Genomic DNA, 17,486 nt, shown 5'->3' with positions numbered 1-17,486 from the left:
ATCTTCTATAGAAAATTTAAATATACATGGATGTTTATATGAATATAATTTTATTTATAAATAGCTTTTATAGGATCTAACCTAGATGCTTTAAAAGCAGGTACAATTCCAAATATAACACCAACTAATATTGTAGTTATACTAGCAAATAAAATACTATTAACACTCGGTATTGCCTTAAAAGGAATATAGTTTGCTGCATAATTAGTTGCAAATAGACCAACAATTATACCTAGTACTCCTCCTAATATGGTTATACAAATACTTTCAACTAAAAACTGTATTAGTATAGCTCTAGGTTTTGCACCAATAGCTCTTCTTATACCTATTTCTCTTTGTCTTTCCATTACAGATACATACATGACATTCATAACGCCAATGCCACCAACAAATAGAGATATAAAAGTTATAAGAATGACAACTTTATTTATACTTGAAGTCATAGACTCTAGTTCGTACATTTGAGACTCAGCTAAATAAGATAAATCTTCTGTCATATAAGTACCTTCTATACTTGGATGTAAGTCATATAATCTTTCAATGACTTTATTGGCAACTTCAAAAACATCATAATTTTTTGAAGCGACTAGATCTAATCCATAAATTTCAGTAGAGTAATCGTATTGCTTAACCAAATTTTCAAATGATTTATTTGGCACATAAGCAGTTGGCATATTATAGTATTCGTCATAATTATAAGAAGTATCAGACATATCAGAAGCGTAATTTTCATCAAGAACTCCGATAACTTCAAATATATATCCGCTTATAGTAATACCTTTACCAATTGCATCCTCAGGAGAATTAAATAAGTCTGTAGCATTTTGCATAGTAATCATAATTACATTTCTATCCTCATCATCTAATGAGAAACTTCTACCGTATAAGGTGTTCGTGTTAGAATCTTCCTTAAGAGGAGATAGATCTATGTATGTTGTTTTTTTATCAAAAGAAGCATCGAATGAATATATAGAGCTTTCATCTATACCAGAGTTAGTAGGACCTATTTTCTCAACACCATCTATAAATGATAATTCCTCTATATCTGAATAAGTAAAAGGTGATAAAAATATATTATAGTCATTCATATATGCATTTTCAGATTCAAAATATATACTAGTTTTATTTGGGCCAACATTAGTAACAGTTTTGCTAACTTCTTCTTTTAAGCCATTACCTATTGAGCTTATTAATATAACTGAGGTGATACCAATAATTATCCATATAAGAGCCATAAAAACACGAAGTTTATGACCTTTTATATTTACTAAAGCATTTTTTATTAAGTCCATAGGGGCACCTCCAATGAAGTAAAAGCACCATCTTTTAAAGTTATGACTTTAGTAGCATACTTAGTTAAATCTTGATCATGAGTGACCATAATGATAGTTTTACCATTATAATTAAGTTCTCTTAATAATTCCATTATCTCTTTGCTAGTTTCACTATCTAAAGCTCCTGTAGGTTCATCTGCGAATATTATTTGAGGATCATTAACTAACGCTCTAGCAATAGCTATACGTTGTTGTTGACCTCCAGATAATTGTTTAGGAAATTGATTTATTTTTTCTAAAAGACCTACATCAGATAAACATTTTTCTACTATATTTCTATTTTCTTTTTTATTTGATTTATTGTAAATCAGTGGAAGCTCAACATTTTGATATATATTTAAACTATCTATTAAATTAAATTGCTGGAATATAAATCCTATATTTTTATTTCTAAAAACGGAACGTTGGTTTTCGTTAAGTTTACTTACATTCTCATTATTGAATAAATAGTCACCTTCATCAAATTTATCCAAAAATCCTAAAATATTAAGTAAGGTTGTCTTTCCACTACCTGATTTTCCCATAATCATAACAAATTCACCTTTTTGAATACTTAAATCTAGACTTTTTAATATTTGAACTTTTTCTTTCCCTACCTTATAGTATTTTTTTATATTTTGTAACTTTATTAGACTACTCAACTTCAGACTCCTCACCTGTTATATCTTTAGATGTATTTTGTATATTTTCTGGATTTTCATATAAAGTTAAAGATTGTCCTTCTTGCATTTCTTCAGTAGGGTTTTTTAATATAACATCATTTTCGCTTAAACCAGATTTGACTACAGCAAATTCTTCTGTTTGGCTATCTATTTCAATAATTTGTTTTTTTAGTATACCGTTTAAATCTTTAAACACGTAGTAATCACCTTCAGAACCTAGAATAGATGATACAGGAACCTTAGTATAAGCATCATCTAATATAACTGATGCTTGAACATGAAATCCATTTACTAATCCATCTTGGCTATCAAATGAAATATTTATATCATAATAAGATAAGTTAGATTGTTGCTGATAGTCATTTGATGAAGAATTTGTAGGCCTTTGAGATATAAAGCTTATTCTTCCCATCAACTCTTGATTCGTAGAGAACACTAAAACTTTTGCAGTTTGATCTATTTTTATTTTTGCTAAATCTTGTTCACTAGCTTGACCTTGCATATAGAATTCATTACTTTGAACCGTTATATATGAGTTTGCAACTTCTGAATCTTTACTAACTTCGTTTAAATGTACATTTCCATCAAATGGAGCGTAATATGTAACTGATGCTTTTTCACTTAATGACTTTATTTGAGCATTTAACTTATTAATCTCAATATTAAGTGAATTATCGTTAGGATCCTGAGATGACTGTAATTGAGATATTTGAGCTTTAAGCTCACTTATTTCGTTTAAAATAGATTGATTTTTACAAGTAAAAAGTGTATCCCCTTTTTTTACAGATTGACCATTTTCTACTTTTAAACTATCAACTTCTTCGCCTTCTGACAAGTTTATATCCTGAGATTGTTTAGGCATAACTATACCATTTATATAAACTTTTTCATTTTCTGGAATAACATAAGTTTCTATATAAGGAATATCATCCTCACTACTTACCTCAACATCTTTTCCTCTATTAAAAGCGTAAGTAATACCTATAGTTAAACATAATGCAGTAGTAATACCTATAATGATTTTAGACTTTTTGTTTTTAAATTTATCTTTAAATAACATATACCCACTCCTTTAAAAAAAATAATACCTCTATAAAATTATAGAGGTAAATGGTACAATAAGTCAAAACTAATTATAAAAATTACTAAATTGTAACTTTTGAAAGAAATATTAAAGTATATATATTAAGCTGTAATCTCAATTGATTTACTTCTTAGGTTATCTAAATTTTTATGAAGAACATATCTTATAGATCCAATTTCATTTTGTTTTTCTAATTTTAATTCAAATCCTAAGCTTAAAATTGTATTTAAGCTAAATATATTTTGAGAGTTAACAACAGTAACGATATTTCTCATATCTCTTTCTATTGATAAATCAATTCTAGTTTCTAGTAATATGCGATGAAGAGCATTTCCACGATAAATTGGATCAACCATAACAAATCCAGAGATATAAGTAGTATCTATATCATCATTGCTCATTCCAATTTCAAAAAGCATATCTTTATATTCTCCTCTAGGTGCTTCACATAATGCAGAAGCAACTAAGTTATCTTCTATATAGCATCCAACTATGAAACCTCCATTATCTAATACATCTTCTAAATAAGATATATCACGAGATTTAAGCCAGCTTTTATTTTCCATAGAATGGTTTACTTTATTGTATAAGTTAATAACGTCCTTAAATTTATCTTTAGTTATATAGCAAATATTACCGTATAAATTTTCGCAAGGGTTCCCGTTAAATTTTGATAATTGTATTGTTTTTATCAATTAAGTACCTCCGAATCTTATAGGATAGACCTATAAAGTAATTTATAAACTTCATATCGAATAATAGGTAGAAAATATGTTTTCTCCAAAGTGAATTTGTAAATATAAAATAGGTATGTAACCTAGTCACAGACTATATTATAGTCTGTATATTGTAACTTAAAAATAAGTATAAGATATTATAACATAAACTTAAAAAAATTAAAGTGAAAAAAGTCGATTTTTATCGAAAAAAATAAGAAATCTGAAGAAATGATATAATAATTAGGAAAACGATTAAGATAAGACAATAGAAAAGACTTAGAAATCTAAGTCTTAAAAATTTTTTGATAATTATATAAATTAATCTTGGTAATTTGCTAAGGCGTTGCTAGCTGCAAACACAGCTTCTTTTACATATGTTATTGTATTTTCTATTTGATGTTTATTATTTTGTTTTTCTACAGTTTTTAATGCATGATTTAAGCAACTTTGTGCGCTTTGAAGTTGGTCAAATGCGTCTTTTAATTCATCTTTTGAATTTTTCATAATTAACCTCCATGAAAATAAAAATATTTATTAAAAGTATTAGCATAAAAAAAATATATATTCATATTTTGAATGACATGTATCAGAATATAAAATTGTTTATGGGAAAATATAAAGATATAATTTCAAACTAAGGAGCACAATATGGTTAGATATAAAAGATTAACTTATTTATTTTTCACTTTAATATTAAGCATTTTTTTATTAGGTATGAATAAATTAGAAAATATTGAAGATAAAAAGATATTTAACAATATAAGTATACAAAATGTAGATGTAGGAGGATTGAGATATAAAGAAGCTTTAAATAAAATTAATGACAAGTATAAAATAAAGCCTATAAAAATTACCTATGAGGAAAAAACATGGATATTACAACCGTCTAAAATTAATTTGAGCTATAATGTAGAAGATGCTTTAAATAAAGCATACTTATATACCAATACAGATGATAATTTAGAAAATACAAAAAGAAAAATAGGGCTTTTGTTTAATAAAAATTACAATATAAATCTTAATGCAACTTATGATGAAAGTAAATTAAGTGAGTTTATAGAATATATAAGAAAAGAAATTGATGTAGATGTAACAGAGGCAAACTTTGAAATTAAAGGTTATGGAGAAATAGTAAGAACAGAATCTAAAGTAGGAAAAGAAGTAGAAGTAATAAAGTTAAAAGAAAAAATATATAATATGTTGGTAAATAAAGAAATAGAAGATATAAAGCTTCCTGTAAAAATAGTAAAGCCAAGCATAACAACAGAAGATATAAATTCTATTGATACTATATTAGGTCAATTTAGCACATCCTTCAATGATAGTACGTCTAGAGGGAGTAATATACATGTTGCAGGAGAGAGTACAAGTAATAAGTTAATAATGCCTAATGAGGTTTTTTCTTATAATAAAGCAACAGGAGCTAGAAACTGGGTCAATGGATACAAAACTGCTAAAGTCATAGTTGGAGGTAAATACGTAGATGGAGAAGGTGGTGGTGTATGTCAAGTATCTACTACTATATATAATGCAGCACTATTATCTGGTGTTGGCATAGAAGAAGTACACAATCATACATTCCAATCTAGATATGTTCCAAGAGGTAGAGATGCAAGTGTATCTTATGGATATACAGATTTAAAGTTAAAAAATAATTTTACACATCCTATATATATTTATAATATAGTAGGTAATGGATGTATAACATCTAGAATATATGGATGTAAAGAGGATAAACAAAAACTTTATATAAAAACAGAGGAAGAACATAAGAAAGATAATATTATAGTAAAAACATATAGGATATATTTAGATGAAGAAAGTAATAAAATAATAGAAGAACTTATATCTACTAGTAAATATAAGATAAAATAGTAAGACTTACCATATATGGTAGGTCTTTTTTATAGAGAAATTAATGGATAAAAGTACGAATTTTATGAAAATATAAACAAATTTTATATAATCATGTTTAGATTAGGAACACAAGGGTATAAGTTAAGTATAAGAAAATTAAAAGTGAATTTTAAATAAATTAATATAAATAAATTAATATAAGGAGGAAAAAATTATGAAAAAATTTGTATGTACAGTGTGTGGATATATATATGAAGGAGATGAAGCTCCTAGTTTATGTCCAGTTTGTAAGGTTGGTTCAGAAAAATTTGAAGAAATGTCAGGGGAAATGAAATGGGCAGATGAACATAGAATCGGATTAGCAAAGGGAGTAGATGAAGAGATAGTGGAAGGATTAAGAGCTAACTTTATAGGTGAATGTACTGAGGTTGGAATGTATATAGCTATGAGTCGTCAAGCAGATAGAGAAGGATATCCAGAAGTAGCAGAAGCATATAGAAGAATAGCTTATGAAGAAGCAGAACATGCAGCTAAATTTGCTGAACTTCTTGGAGAGGTAGTTGTTGCTGATACTAAAGAAAACTTATCTGTAAGAGTTGAAGCTGAATATGGAGCAACAGATGGAAAATTAAAACTAGCTAAAAAAGCTAAAGAGCTAGGTTTAGATGCAATTCATGATACAGTACATGAAATGTGCAAAGATGAAGCAAGACATGGTAAGGCATTCTTAGGACTTCTTAAAAGACATTTTGAAAAATAATAAATTATAAAAAAGAAACTATTATATAAAATATAGTTTCTTTTTTTATATAATAATTAAGTTGTGAATTTAACAACATAATTTTGTATACATAATATTATTATAAATTAAAATTATTATAAAAAAACTAGATATAATAGTAAAATTTTATGTTTAAATTAGTAGTAAATTATTACAAAACATATAAAATATAGTATACTTTATGTATACATAACACTATAAAAAGTTAAAAAAATAACAAAAGTTATTTGAAGTACATAAATAAAATTGGGGAAACTATAAAGACAGGATGGGGAAAATTATTATGGGAAATAGAATTATAAGTAAAAGAGTATTAGCAGATAATATTTATTTAATGGAAATTGAATCAAAGAGGATTTCAAAATCGGCACAACCTGGCCAATTTGTTATAGTAAAAATGGATGAAAAAGGCGAGAGAATACCTCTTACTATTGCTGATTATGACAGAAATCAAAATACTGTTACAATTGTTTTTCAAATAGTTGGCGCCTCAACTAAGTTATTAGCAAACCTTAATGAAGGGGATTACATAACAGATTTTGTTGGACCATTAGGTCAACCAAGTGAGTTTATACATGAAGATATAGAAAATCTTAAGAAAAAAAAGATTATATTTATAGCAGGCGGAGTTGGTGCAGCACCAGTATATCCGCAAGTTAAATGGTTTAAAGAGAATAATCTAGATGTTGATGTAATAATTGGATCTAGAAACAGAGAGTTACTTATTTTAGAAGATGAAATGAAAGCAGTTGCTAAAAGTTTATATATTTCAACTGATGATGGTTCATATGGATATAATGGAAGAGTTACTGAGTTATTAAGAGATTTAGTTCAAAATAAAGGCAAAAAATATGATCATGCAGTTGTAATCGGCCCTATGATAATGATGAAGTTTACAAGCATGTTAACTAAAGAGTTAGAAATACCTACTACAGTAAGCCTAAATCCTATAATGGTTGATGGAACTGGAATGTGTGGAGCATGTAGAGTAAGTTTAGGAGATAAAATTAAATTTGCTTGTGTAGATGGTCCAGAATTTGATGGTCACTTAGTTGATTTTGATGAAGCTATGAGAAGACAATCCATGTATAAGACAGAAGAGGGAAGAGCAATCTTAGAATTAGAGGAAGATGGAACATCTCATCATAGTAATTGTGGATGTGGGGGTAGATAATATGGGAATGAATAAAATGGAAAGAGTTCCAGTTAAAGAACAAGATGCAGAAAAAAGAAGAACTAATTTTGATGAAGTATGCTTAGGATATAATATGGAAGAAGCTATATGTGAAGCAAATAGATGCTTAGGTTGCAAAAAGCCTCAATGTGTATCAGCTTGTCCTGTAGGAGTAGATATACCTGGATTTATAGGAAAGATAAAAGAGAATGATATAGAAGGTGCGGCAAAGATAATAGCTAAGAGTAGTTCACTACCGGCTGTATGCGGTAGAGTATGCCCACAAGAAAATCAATGTGAAGGCAAATGTGTATTTGCTAGAAAATCTGCATCAATTGCTGTAGGAAAGTTAGAAAAATTTGTAGCAGACTGGTCAAGAGCCAATAATATAGATTTAACAGAAACAAAACCTAAAAATAATAAAAAGATAGCTGTAATTGGAAGTGGACCAGCAGGCCTTGCATGTGCAGGAGACTTAGCTAAGAATGGGTATGATGTAACTATATTCGAAGCTATGCACGAAGCAGGTGGTGTTTTAACTTACGGAATACCAGAATTTAGATTACCTAAAAAAGAAATCGTCAATGCTGAAATAGATAGTATTAAAAAATTAGGTGTGAAAATAGAAACTAATGTAGTTATAGGAAGAACTATAACTATAGATGAATTAATAGAAGAAGAAAAATTTGAAGCTATATTTATAGGATCTGGAGCAGGTCTACCTAAGTTTATGGGAATAAAGGGCGAAAATGCAAATGGTGTATTCTCTGCAAATGAATTTTTAACTAGGGTAAACTTAATGAAAGCGTATAAAGATGATTATGCAACTCCAATAAGAGTTGGTAAGTCTGTAGCAGTTGTAGGTGGAGGAAATGTTGCTATGGATGCAGCAAGAACGGCTCTTAGATTAGGAGCAAAAACTCATATAGTATATAGACGAGGTGAATCAGAGTTACCTGCAAGGAAAGAAGAAATACATCATGCAAAAGAAGAAGGTGTAATATTTGATACATTAACTAATCCAGTAGAAATTTTGCTTGATGAGAGTGGAAATGTTAAAGGTATGCTGTGTGTGAAGATGGAATTAGGAGAACCTGATGAATCAGGAAGAAGAAGACCTATAGTGGTAAGTGGATCAGAATTTATTATAGATGTAGATACAGTTATAATGTCACTTGGAACAAGCCCTAATCCACTTATAAGCTCAACTACAGAAGGTTTAGAAATTAATAAAAGAGAATGTATAGTAACAGATGAAAATGGTCTTACATCAAGAAAAAGTGTTTATGCTGGAGGAGATGCAGTAACTGGAGCGGCTACAGTAATATCTGCAATGGGGGCAGGTAAAAAGGCAGCTAAGGCAATTGATGAATATATACAAGAAAAATCCTTATCAGAAGAAAAAATTCAACTTGCATAAAATAATATAAATAAAAATTTTACTATGATGATATAGATTATATAATAAGGTTTAATACATAGAAATTAAGTTGATTTTTAGAAGAAATCTAAATAAGAATATAATAGTTAACTTGAGTAAATAATAATAAATGAATAAAATAAGATTTCTCTTAGAGGTGAACTAATGGAAAAGAAATTATTATATATAAGTGTCAATTCAAAGCCTGAGGATTTATCTTCTAGCAAAACTGTAGCTAGAGAGTTTATAAACAAATTTTTAGAAAAAAACAAAGATTTTAAAGTTGAGGAAGTTGATTTATATAAAGATCATATACCAAGACTTGAATATCAATATTTTGAAGGTAGAAATGCCATAATAAAAGAGGACGATGCTAAAAAATTAGATGACAAGGATCAAAGAGAAATACAAAAAATTAGAGATTTATGCGATCAGTTTGCAAGTGCTCAAGTTTATGTAATAGCATCTCCTATGTGGAGTTTAGGATTTCCTGCTCCCCTTAAAGAATATATGGATTGTATAATACAAGTTGGAAAAACAATTAAATTTGAGAATAATAAACCTAAGGGATTACTAGGAGATCAAAATAGAGCATTAGTATATATTCAATCTAGTGGAGGAAATATTCCTTGGATATTGGACCCAATACTTGATAAAGGTGAAAATTATATTGCTAGTATAATGAAGATATTAGGAATTAAAAAGATTGAAGAACTTATGGTATCAGGTACTGGAAATACAGAAGAAGAAAGGTTAGAAGCTATAAAAAAAGCAAGTGAAAAAATAGATAAGATTATAGAAAAAATAAGTATATAGGGTATTACCCTATATACTTATTTTTTATTAATAAATTAAGTATATTGATATTAATCTAATAAATTTTAGAATAATTACATAAAAAAGTTATAAAAATTTTGAAATGAGCATAAATTATATAATTGAGAAAAATATATCTTAAGGAGGTATTAGAATTATGCTTACAAAAAGGATAATACCGTGCCTAGATGTTATAAATGGTAGAGTCGTAAAAGGGAGGAAATTTAAAGATATAATAGATGTAGATTCACCAGAAGTATTGGCTAAATTATACAACGATAGTGGAGCTGATGAACTTATATTTTATGATATAACAGCATCATATGAAGACAGAAAAACATCTCTAAATTTTATCAAAAGAGTAGCAGAGTATATAGATATCCCATTTTGTGTAGGTGGAGGGGTAAGTAGCTTATATGATTTTAGCAATATACTTAGGCAAGGAGCTAATAAAGTATCAATAAATTCTTCAGCCGTAAAAAATCCAGGATTAATTAAACAAGCATCACTAGAGTTTGGAACTAAAAGCGTAGTATTATCAATAGATGCTAAAAAAAATTGTGAGGGATCTTGGAATGTATATATAAAAGGTGGTAGAGAAAAAACAGATATAAATGTAATAGAATGGGCAAAAAAGGGTGCAAATCTAGGTGCAGGAGAAATAGTTATAAGTAGTATAGATGAAGATGGAATGAAATGTGGATATGATATAGAGCTTTTATCTAAGATTACAGAAGTTGTAAATATACCAGTTATAGCATCCAGGGGTGCAGGAAGTATGGATGATTTTTGTAAGGTTATAAAAGAAGCTAATGTAGATGGTGTGCTTGCTGCATCAGTATTTCACTTTGGAGAAATAAATATAAGAGAGTTAAAGGACTATATGGTATGTAATGGTATTTCAATTAGTTGATTAAAAAACAAATGGAAAAAAACATACTAGTATGAAACATTTTACTAGTATGTTTTTTTATATTTAATAAATGTAAAAAAATTAAAGAATATACAATATTTAAAAATAACAAAAATTCAATATCGTTTATAAAAGATAAAATTTTACTAATAATATATATAAATAAAAAATCAATTAAAGTTTTTGTTTATCAAAATGCCTAAGTTTAGACAATATAGGTATTTAAGGAAGGGGAGGCGATGCGATGAGCAAAAACAAAAAATACAAATACAGTTTTTTTGTTATACTTTGTATATCACTTTTTGGAGCCGGATTAATGGTTGGATTTAGTTATGCCAATAATAATCCGCTAATAAGAGATGATAAACTATATAATACAACAATAACTAATATAATTTACAAATCTACAAATGAAATCAATAAAGGACCATCAAAGAGTGTTGGTAAAGTAGCATATATAACAATAGACGATGGACCTTCTAAATATACAAATGAAATCCTAAATGTATTAAATAAGTATAATGCTAGAGCTACCTTTTTCATGATAGATTCTAATATGAAATCATATCCAAATGAAGTTAAAGCTATTATTGAAAATGGAAATACACCAGGATTTCATAGTGTATCTCATGATATTCATAAGTTATATAAAACTAGTAAGTCAGCAAAAGAAGAGTTTGATATAAATAAACAAACTTTACTAGATTTAGTTGGAGTTGAGTCTAATATAGTTAGGCTACCATATGGTAGTAAACCATATACACCATATGAATGTTATGAAAGTTTAGTAGAAGCTGGATATAAGATGTGGGATTGGGATATCGATACAGAAGATTGGAAGGTTAATTCTGAAAAAGTTTTAGAAAATGTAAAAACATATTCTAGGGGAAAAGATAATATAGTGATACTTATGCATGAAAGAAAGCAAACTGCAAACTCATTAGATTCAATATTAAGTTATTTAAGTAATGAAGGTTATATATTTGTACCAATAGAAGAAGATGAAACGCCACAAAACTATTGGTTAAGAAATTTAAAATAAAAGACTAAAAATGGAGCGCATAACTATGAATAAAGTATTATATATTGGATTAATAAGTTTAGCATGTTTGCAAATTAGTGGTTGTAGCAATAATATAGCTACTGTAAATGGAGTGAAAATAAGTAAAGATGAATATGAAAAAACAAAAAACATTATAGAAGCAACAAGTAACTATATAAATTATAATTACAATTATAATGAAGATAATGATCTAAAAAATGTAATAGTAGATTTTATGGTAGATAATGAAGTTGTATATCAACAAGCAAAGTTAAATGGATTTGAACCCACAAAACAAGAAGTAGAAATAAAATATAAGGAATTAGAAAAAGCAATTGCATCTAATCCATCGTATAAAAAGGCAATTGAAAGTACTAATATAGATGAAGAATATTTGTATAATATAGTAAAAAAAGATATAGCAATAGAAAAATATAAACAAAAATACAAAAGCAATTTAGAAATAAGAGATGATGAAATTAAAGACTATTATTTTAAGCATAAAAATAAATTTTTTATAGAAGAAGTTAATGCATCTCAAATTTTAATTTCTACTTTAGATGAAAATAATATTGAAGTAAGTAGTGACAAAAAAGTTAGATTAAAAGAAAAAGCAGAAAATATCTCTCAAATGATTAAAGAAAAACAAAGCTTTGAAGAATTAGCAAAAAAATATTCTGATGATAGACTAACTGGTAAAAATGGTGGAAATCTTGGATACTTTACTAAAGATGATAAAAATATTGAATTTACAAGTGTAGTATTTAGTTTAGATAAAAGTGAAGTATCAGAAGTATTTGAAACTTCATATGGATATCACATAGTTAAAATAAATGATATAAGAAATACTATGAAAAAATATGATGACTGTAAGGATGAAATAAGGGAAATTATATTAAATGAAAAATATATGAATCATATAGAAGAATTAAATAAAAAGTCAAAAATAAAATCATAAATATTGTAAAAAGGAATGAGTTAAATAAAATTTATATCATTCCTTTTTTCTATAAATAAAATGATATAATTATAAGAGGAGCTATAAAGAATTATTAGGAGGAAATATGAAAGATAGAACAGATTTAACTAGTGGCAGTATAAGTGATAAACTAATTAAACTAGCATTACCCATTATGGGAACATCTTTTATACAAATGGCATATAATCTAACAGATATGATGTGGGTTGGTAAAATTGGAAGTAAAGCAGTAGCAGCAGTTGGAACTGCAGGATTTTATCCTTGGTTAGCTATGGCTTTTATAATTATATCTAGAGTTGGTGGAGAAGTAAAGGTTTCCCAAAGTATAGGAGAAAATAACTTTAAAAATACAATATCGTATATAAAATCTGCAATAGAAATAAATATTATATTAGCAATTTTATATTCATTAACAATAATTATGTTTAATAAATTTTTTGTAGATATTTTTCAATTAGGAGATAATCAAGTTATATTAATGTCTAGAGAATATCTAATAATAGTAGCATGTGGATTTGTATTTTATTTTATTAACCCAGTATTTACTGCAATTTTCAATGGACTTGGAAATAGTAAAACACCATTTAGAATAAATACTATAGGATTAATAGCAAATATAATATTAGATCCAATATTAATATTTGGACTGTTAGGTTTTCCAAGTCTTGGGGTAATAGGAGCAGCTATAGCAACAGTAGCATCTCAAGTTATAGTTACTATAACATTTTTATTGAAAATAATAATAAGTAAAAATGAGTATTTTAGAATTAAGTTATTCAGAAGAATAGAATTAAATTACTACAAAGAACTATTTAAGCTTGGATTACCAGTAGCAATACAAAATGGTATGTTTACATTATTCTCAATGGCAATTGGAATTATAGTTGCATCATTTGGTCCTGTAGCCATAGCGGTTCAGAAAGTAGGATCTCAAATTGAATCTATCTCTTGGATGAGTACGGATGGGTTAGCAGTTGCCTTATCTAGCTTTGTAGGGCAAAACTATGGAGCTAAAAATTACGATAGAGTTACTAAAGGATGTAAAATAGGTATAATTACTTCAATAATATTGGGTATTATAACTACACTGGTATTAGTATTTTTAGGAGAAAAAATATTTTCTTTATTTATAAATGAAAGTGATGCTATATCAAAAGGAGGAATGTATTTAAAAATTTTAGGATACTCTCAGTTATTTATGTGTTTAGAAATAATAATAAGTGGAGCGCTGAAGGGTATAGGAAGAACTTACATACCATCTATAATAATTACAATTTTTACAGGAGCTAGAATCCCAATGGCATATTTTTTATCTAAGCCTGAAATTTTAGGGATTGATGGAATATGGTGGAGTATAAGTTTAAGTAGTATATTTAAGGGGATTTTATTATTAAGTATATTTGAATTTTTACTAAAAAGTAATAAACTTTATTCAAAAATAAATAATAATTTTAGTTTTAGAGAAGAAGTTGCATCATCTTCAGACAAAAAATAAATACTATTTTGATAGTTGAGGGGATAGTTTATGAAAAATATAAAAATATGCATAGGAAGTTCGTGTCATTTAAAGGGTTCAGATGAGGTTATAAAAAAGTTTCAAGAATTAATAAATGAATTTAAATTAGAAGATAATATAGAGTTATATGGTTCATTTTGTTTAGATAGATGCACTAATGGTGTATCTGTTATGAGATGGGATGGAGAAATTTTATCTGTTTCAAGAGATAATGTAAGGGAAATTTTTGAAAAAGAGATAATACCATATATATAAAAGAAGGGGGATAACATGTGGTATACAAATTTTAATAAAAATCACTGTAGAAGCTGTTACGCATGTGTAAGAGTATGTCCTGTAAATGCAATTAAAGTAAAAAATGGGCAAGCGCAAATTATGGAAGAGAGATGTATAGTGTGTGGCGAATGTTCTAAAGTATGTCCACAAAAAAATAAACTTATAAAATCAGAATTATCTAAAGTAAAGCAATATATAAAAAGCGATAGTAAGGTAGTAGCTTCAGTAGCTCCAAGTTTTTCATCAATATTTGGAAATGATAGTAAAAAGATACCTAAATTATTAAGAAGACTAGGTTTTGACTATATAGAAGAAACTGTTGTATCAATTGATCCAATTATAGAAAAATATAAAATATATGCCAATAAAGATGATAAAAATAACTATATAACTAGCTTTTGTCCAGCAATGAATAATCTTATTCAAAAGCACTATCCACTTATTAAAGAAAATTTAATACCTGTAATTTCACCATTTATATATCATGGAAGAATACTGAAAAAGAAATATGGTGAAGATGCTAAAGTGGTTTTTATAGGTCCATGTTTAGCAAAGAAAGCAGAAGCTTATTATGAAAATTCTGTTGATGCTGTAATTACATTTGGAGAGTTAAAAAAATGGATTAAATCAAGTAATGTAAAATTGGAAAGTTTAAGTGAAGAAGATTTTGATGAAACGTATAAAGAAAAATTACTAGTATCTATAGTTGGAGAAACTAGTAATTTTATAAAGGATAACTATACTAAAAAGGAAATAATAGCAGTAGATGGAATAGAAGATAGCATTAAAATTCTAGATGCAATCCAAGACAAAAGATTTACAAATACATTATTTGAGCTAAATGTATGTAGACATGGGTGTTTAGGGGGGTCAGGCATGCCTACAGATGGAGTTACATACTATGAAAGAAAAATAAATTTAATTAATTATGCAAAATCAATTAAAGAAAAAAATTATGATTATAGCAAACCATCAACAGAAATATTGGAATATAAAATAAATTTAGATAAAGAATTTGAAAATCTAAGCTGTCCACTTAAAGAGCCAAATGAAAGTGAAATAATGCAAATATTAAACTCTATGGGGAAGAATAAAAAAAGTGATGAATTAAATTGTGGTGTATGTGGTTATTCCACATGTAGAGAAAAAGCAGTTGCTGTTTATAACAAAATAGCAGAAGTTGATATGTGCCTACCATTTATGAGACAAAAGGCTGAAAATCTATCGGATGTAATTTTTGACTCAACTCCAAATCTAATAGGATTAATAGATGAAAACTTAGATATAATACAGTTCAACCCAGCTGCAGAAAAATTTTTCTCAATACAAAGAGGTTTTAGTAAAGGAATGCCAATTATAATGTATTTAGATGAAGATACATTTAAAAATGTAAAAGACAAAAAGACTAATATTATAAGAGAAAAAATTACTTTAGAAAATAACAGAACTCTTATTCAAACAATAATATGGTTAGAAGAAAATAATGTAATAATATGGATTGCAGATGATATAACAAAAGATGAAAATATCGAAAAAAAGCTTCAAAAAATGAAAGTAGATTCTATAAATATGGCTCAAGAAGTTATAAATAAGCAAATGATGGTAGCGCAGGAAATAGCAAGCTTACTAGGTGAAACTACAGCTGAAACAAAGGTAACTTTAACGAAACTAAAAAAGCTTATATTAGAAAAGGAAGGAATTAATTAATGAGGTTTTTTATAGACTTTGCATCAGGGAGCTTAAATAAATATAAAGAAGAGTTATGCGGAGATAGAGTAGAATTTTATAATGGTGATGATAAATTTATAGCTGTTATGTCAGATGGTTTAGGTAGTGGAGTAAAAGCCAATATTTTAGCAACCTTAACTGCTAAAATAGCTTTAACTATGTTAAAAGAAGGTTTAGATATAGAAGAGGTTGTAGATACTATTATAAATACTTTACCAATATGCAAAGTAAGACAAGTATCTTATTCCACATTTACTATTATTAGTGTAGATACAAATGGAATAGCATATATTGCAGAGTTTGATAATCCAAGTGTATTTTTTTTAAGAAATGGAGATACCAGACCTATAAATTGGAATGAAAAAATAATTGATAACCGTAAAATAAGAGAATGTAAATTTGAGTTAAAAGAAAATGATCTTTTAGTAGTAGTAAGTGATGGTGCTATTTATGCTGGTGTAGGTGAAATCTTAAATTTAGGATGGGGATGGAAAGATATAGCAGTTTATCTAAGAAGATTCACTAATAGTGGAATGAGTGCTAAGAAGGTAAATAACAATTTATTAGGGGCATGTAATCAATTATATATGGAAAAGCCAGGTGATGATACAACTGTAATGACTATAAAAGCAGTTTCTTCAAATAAAGCTGTATTATTTTCAGGTCCTCCAATAGATAAAAATAAAGATAGAGAAATAGTACAAGAAATTATGGCTACCCACGGAAAAAGAATAGTATGTGGAGGAACTGCAGGTAATATAGTTGCTAGAGAGTTAGGTGTTCAAGTAAAAACAAGTTTTAGATTTATAGACAAAGATGTACCACCAATTGGCTACATAGATAGAATTGATTTAGTTACAGAGGGCGTTCTTACATTAAGAAAAGCTATAGAAAAATTAAATAAAATAAAATCATCCAACGAGTTAAGTTTTATTTATAAAGAAGATGGGGCATCACAGTTAGCTAGAATACTATATGAAGATTGTACTCATATTAAAATGATTATAGGAAGAGCAATAAATCCAGCACATCAAAACCCCGATTTTCCAAATGAATTAAGCATTAAATTATACCTATTAAATGAACTTAAAAATATTTTAATAGAATTGGGAAAAATAGTAGAGGTTGAATACTATTGACATGTACTAGTATTGTACTGATTTTGCCATAAAAATGACACAATTA

17 protein-coding genes are annotated in these 17,486 nt (G+C 27.5%); 12 read left to right on the top strand and 5 right to left on the bottom strand.

The genetic code is table 11. The features are described 5' to 3' along the window. Nucleotides 1-50: 50 nt before the first annotated feature. The 5 genes from I2A66_RS07405 to I2A66_RS07385 all read right to left on the bottom strand — a co-directional run bounded on the left by I2A66_RS07405 (nucleotide 51) and on the right by I2A66_RS07385 (nucleotide 4,303). On the bottom strand, nucleotides 51-1,292 hold the full coding sequence (locus I2A66_RS07405) for an ABC transporter permease (RefSeq protein WP_195251330.1): 1,242 nt from the start codon (nucleotides 1,290-1,292) through the stop codon (nucleotides 51-53). Next, nucleotides 1,283-1,975: an ABC transporter ATP-binding protein gene (locus I2A66_RS07400; protein WP_147516158.1), complete on the bottom strand. Its 693-nt coding sequence runs from the start codon at nucleotides 1,973-1,975 to the stop codon at nucleotides 1,283-1,285. The genes I2A66_RS07405 and I2A66_RS07400 overlap by 10 nt, the downstream gene beginning before the upstream one ends. After that, on the bottom strand, nucleotides 1,968-3,056 hold the full coding sequence (locus I2A66_RS07395) for an efflux RND transporter periplasmic adaptor subunit (RefSeq protein WP_147516157.1): 1,089 nt from the start codon (nucleotides 3,054-3,056) through the stop codon (nucleotides 1,968-1,970). The genes I2A66_RS07400 and I2A66_RS07395 overlap by 8 nt, the downstream gene beginning before the upstream one ends. A gap of 125 nt (nucleotides 3,057-3,181) precedes the next feature. Then, entirely contained in the window at nucleotides 3,182-3,775 is a 594-nt protein-coding gene (locus I2A66_RS07390) for a GNAT family N-acetyltransferase (RefSeq protein ID WP_122640788.1), read from the bottom strand. A gap of 342 nt (nucleotides 3,776-4,117) precedes the next feature. Beyond that, nucleotides 4,118-4,303, bottom strand: coding sequence for a hypothetical protein (locus I2A66_RS07385; protein WP_195251329.1), 186 nt, complete (start codon nucleotides 4,301-4,303; stop codon nucleotides 4,118-4,120). 144 nt (nucleotides 4,304-4,447) lie between these two features. On the opposite strand from I2A66_RS07385, the gene I2A66_RS07380 reads away from it, so the two are divergent. From I2A66_RS07380 to I2A66_RS07325, 12 genes are all read left to right on the top strand, one after another. Beyond that, nucleotides 4,448-5,674, top strand: coding sequence for a VanW family protein (locus I2A66_RS07380; protein WP_122640785.1), 1,227 nt, complete (start codon nucleotides 4,448-4,450; stop codon nucleotides 5,672-5,674). A gap of 196 nt (nucleotides 5,675-5,870) precedes the next feature. Then, nucleotides 5,871-6,416, top strand: coding sequence for an NADH peroxidase (locus tag I2A66_RS07375; protein ID WP_147516155.1), 546 nt, complete (start codon nucleotides 5,871-5,873; stop codon nucleotides 6,414-6,416). A 304-nt stretch (nucleotides 6,417-6,720) separates the two neighbouring features. After that, a complete protein-coding gene (locus I2A66_RS07370; protein WP_122640783.1) occupies nucleotides 6,721-7,611 on the top strand; it encodes a sulfide/dihydroorotate dehydrogenase-like FAD/NAD-binding protein in 891 nt (296 codons plus the stop codon). A 1-nt stretch (nucleotide 7,612) separates the two neighbouring features. Continuing rightward, nucleotides 7,613-9,031: an NADPH-dependent glutamate synthase gene (gene gltA / locus I2A66_RS07365; RefSeq protein WP_122640782.1), complete on the top strand. Its 1,419-nt coding sequence runs from the start codon at nucleotides 7,613-7,615 to the stop codon at nucleotides 9,029-9,031. Nucleotides 9,032-9,196: 165 nt separating this feature from the next. Beyond that, nucleotides 9,197-9,847, top strand: a complete 651-nt coding sequence (locus I2A66_RS07360; protein WP_122640781.1) for an FMN-dependent NADH-azoreductase — start codon at nucleotides 9,197-9,199, stop codon at nucleotides 9,845-9,847. Nucleotides 9,848-10,004: 157 nt separating this feature from the next. After that, nucleotides 10,005-10,760 (top strand): imidazole glycerol phosphate synthase subunit HisF, encoded by a 756-nt coding sequence (gene hisF, locus I2A66_RS07355; RefSeq protein WP_122640780.1) that lies wholly within the window; start codon nucleotides 10,005-10,007, stop codon nucleotides 10,758-10,760. Nucleotides 10,761-11,004: 244 nt separating this feature from the next. Beyond that, entirely contained in the window at nucleotides 11,005-11,802 is a 798-nt protein-coding gene (locus I2A66_RS07350; RefSeq protein ID WP_122640779.1) for a polysaccharide deacetylase family protein, read from the top strand. A gap of 25 nt (nucleotides 11,803-11,827) precedes the next feature. After that, a complete protein-coding gene (locus I2A66_RS07345; RefSeq protein ID WP_195251328.1) occupies nucleotides 11,828-12,760 on the top strand; it encodes a peptidylprolyl isomerase in 933 nt (310 codons plus the stop codon). 106 nt (nucleotides 12,761-12,866) lie between these two features. Next, the gene (locus I2A66_RS07340) at nucleotides 12,867-14,276 is read left to right on the top strand and encodes an MATE family efflux transporter (protein WP_122640777.1); all 1,410 of its coding nucleotides are present in this window, start codon (nucleotides 12,867-12,869) and stop codon (nucleotides 14,274-14,276) included. Between the two features lie 30 nt (nucleotides 14,277-14,306). Further along, nucleotides 14,307-14,552, top strand: a complete 246-nt coding sequence (locus tag I2A66_RS07335; RefSeq protein ID WP_122640776.1) for a (2Fe-2S) ferredoxin domain-containing protein — start codon at nucleotides 14,307-14,309, stop codon at nucleotides 14,550-14,552. Nucleotides 14,553-14,567: 15 nt separating this feature from the next. Next, nucleotides 14,568-16,280 (top strand): [Fe-Fe] hydrogenase large subunit C-terminal domain-containing protein, encoded by a 1,713-nt coding sequence (locus tag I2A66_RS07330; protein ID WP_122640775.1) that lies wholly within the window; start codon nucleotides 14,568-14,570, stop codon nucleotides 16,278-16,280. Further along, nucleotides 16,280-17,440, top strand: a complete 1,161-nt coding sequence (locus tag I2A66_RS07325; protein WP_122640774.1) for a SpoIIE family protein phosphatase — start codon at nucleotides 16,280-16,282, stop codon at nucleotides 17,438-17,440. The genes I2A66_RS07330 and I2A66_RS07325 overlap by 1 nt, the downstream gene beginning before the upstream one ends. The last annotated feature ends 46 nt before the right edge of the window (nucleotides 17,441-17,486 follow it).

Source organism: Romboutsia sp. 1001713B170207_170306_H8 (assembly GCF_015550495.1).
GTDB lineage: Bacteria > Bacillota > Clostridia > Peptostreptococcales > Peptostreptococcaceae > Romboutsia_E.
Note: the sequence above shows the minus strand (reverse complement) of the source record. Positions and strands in the feature narration are given on the sequence as shown.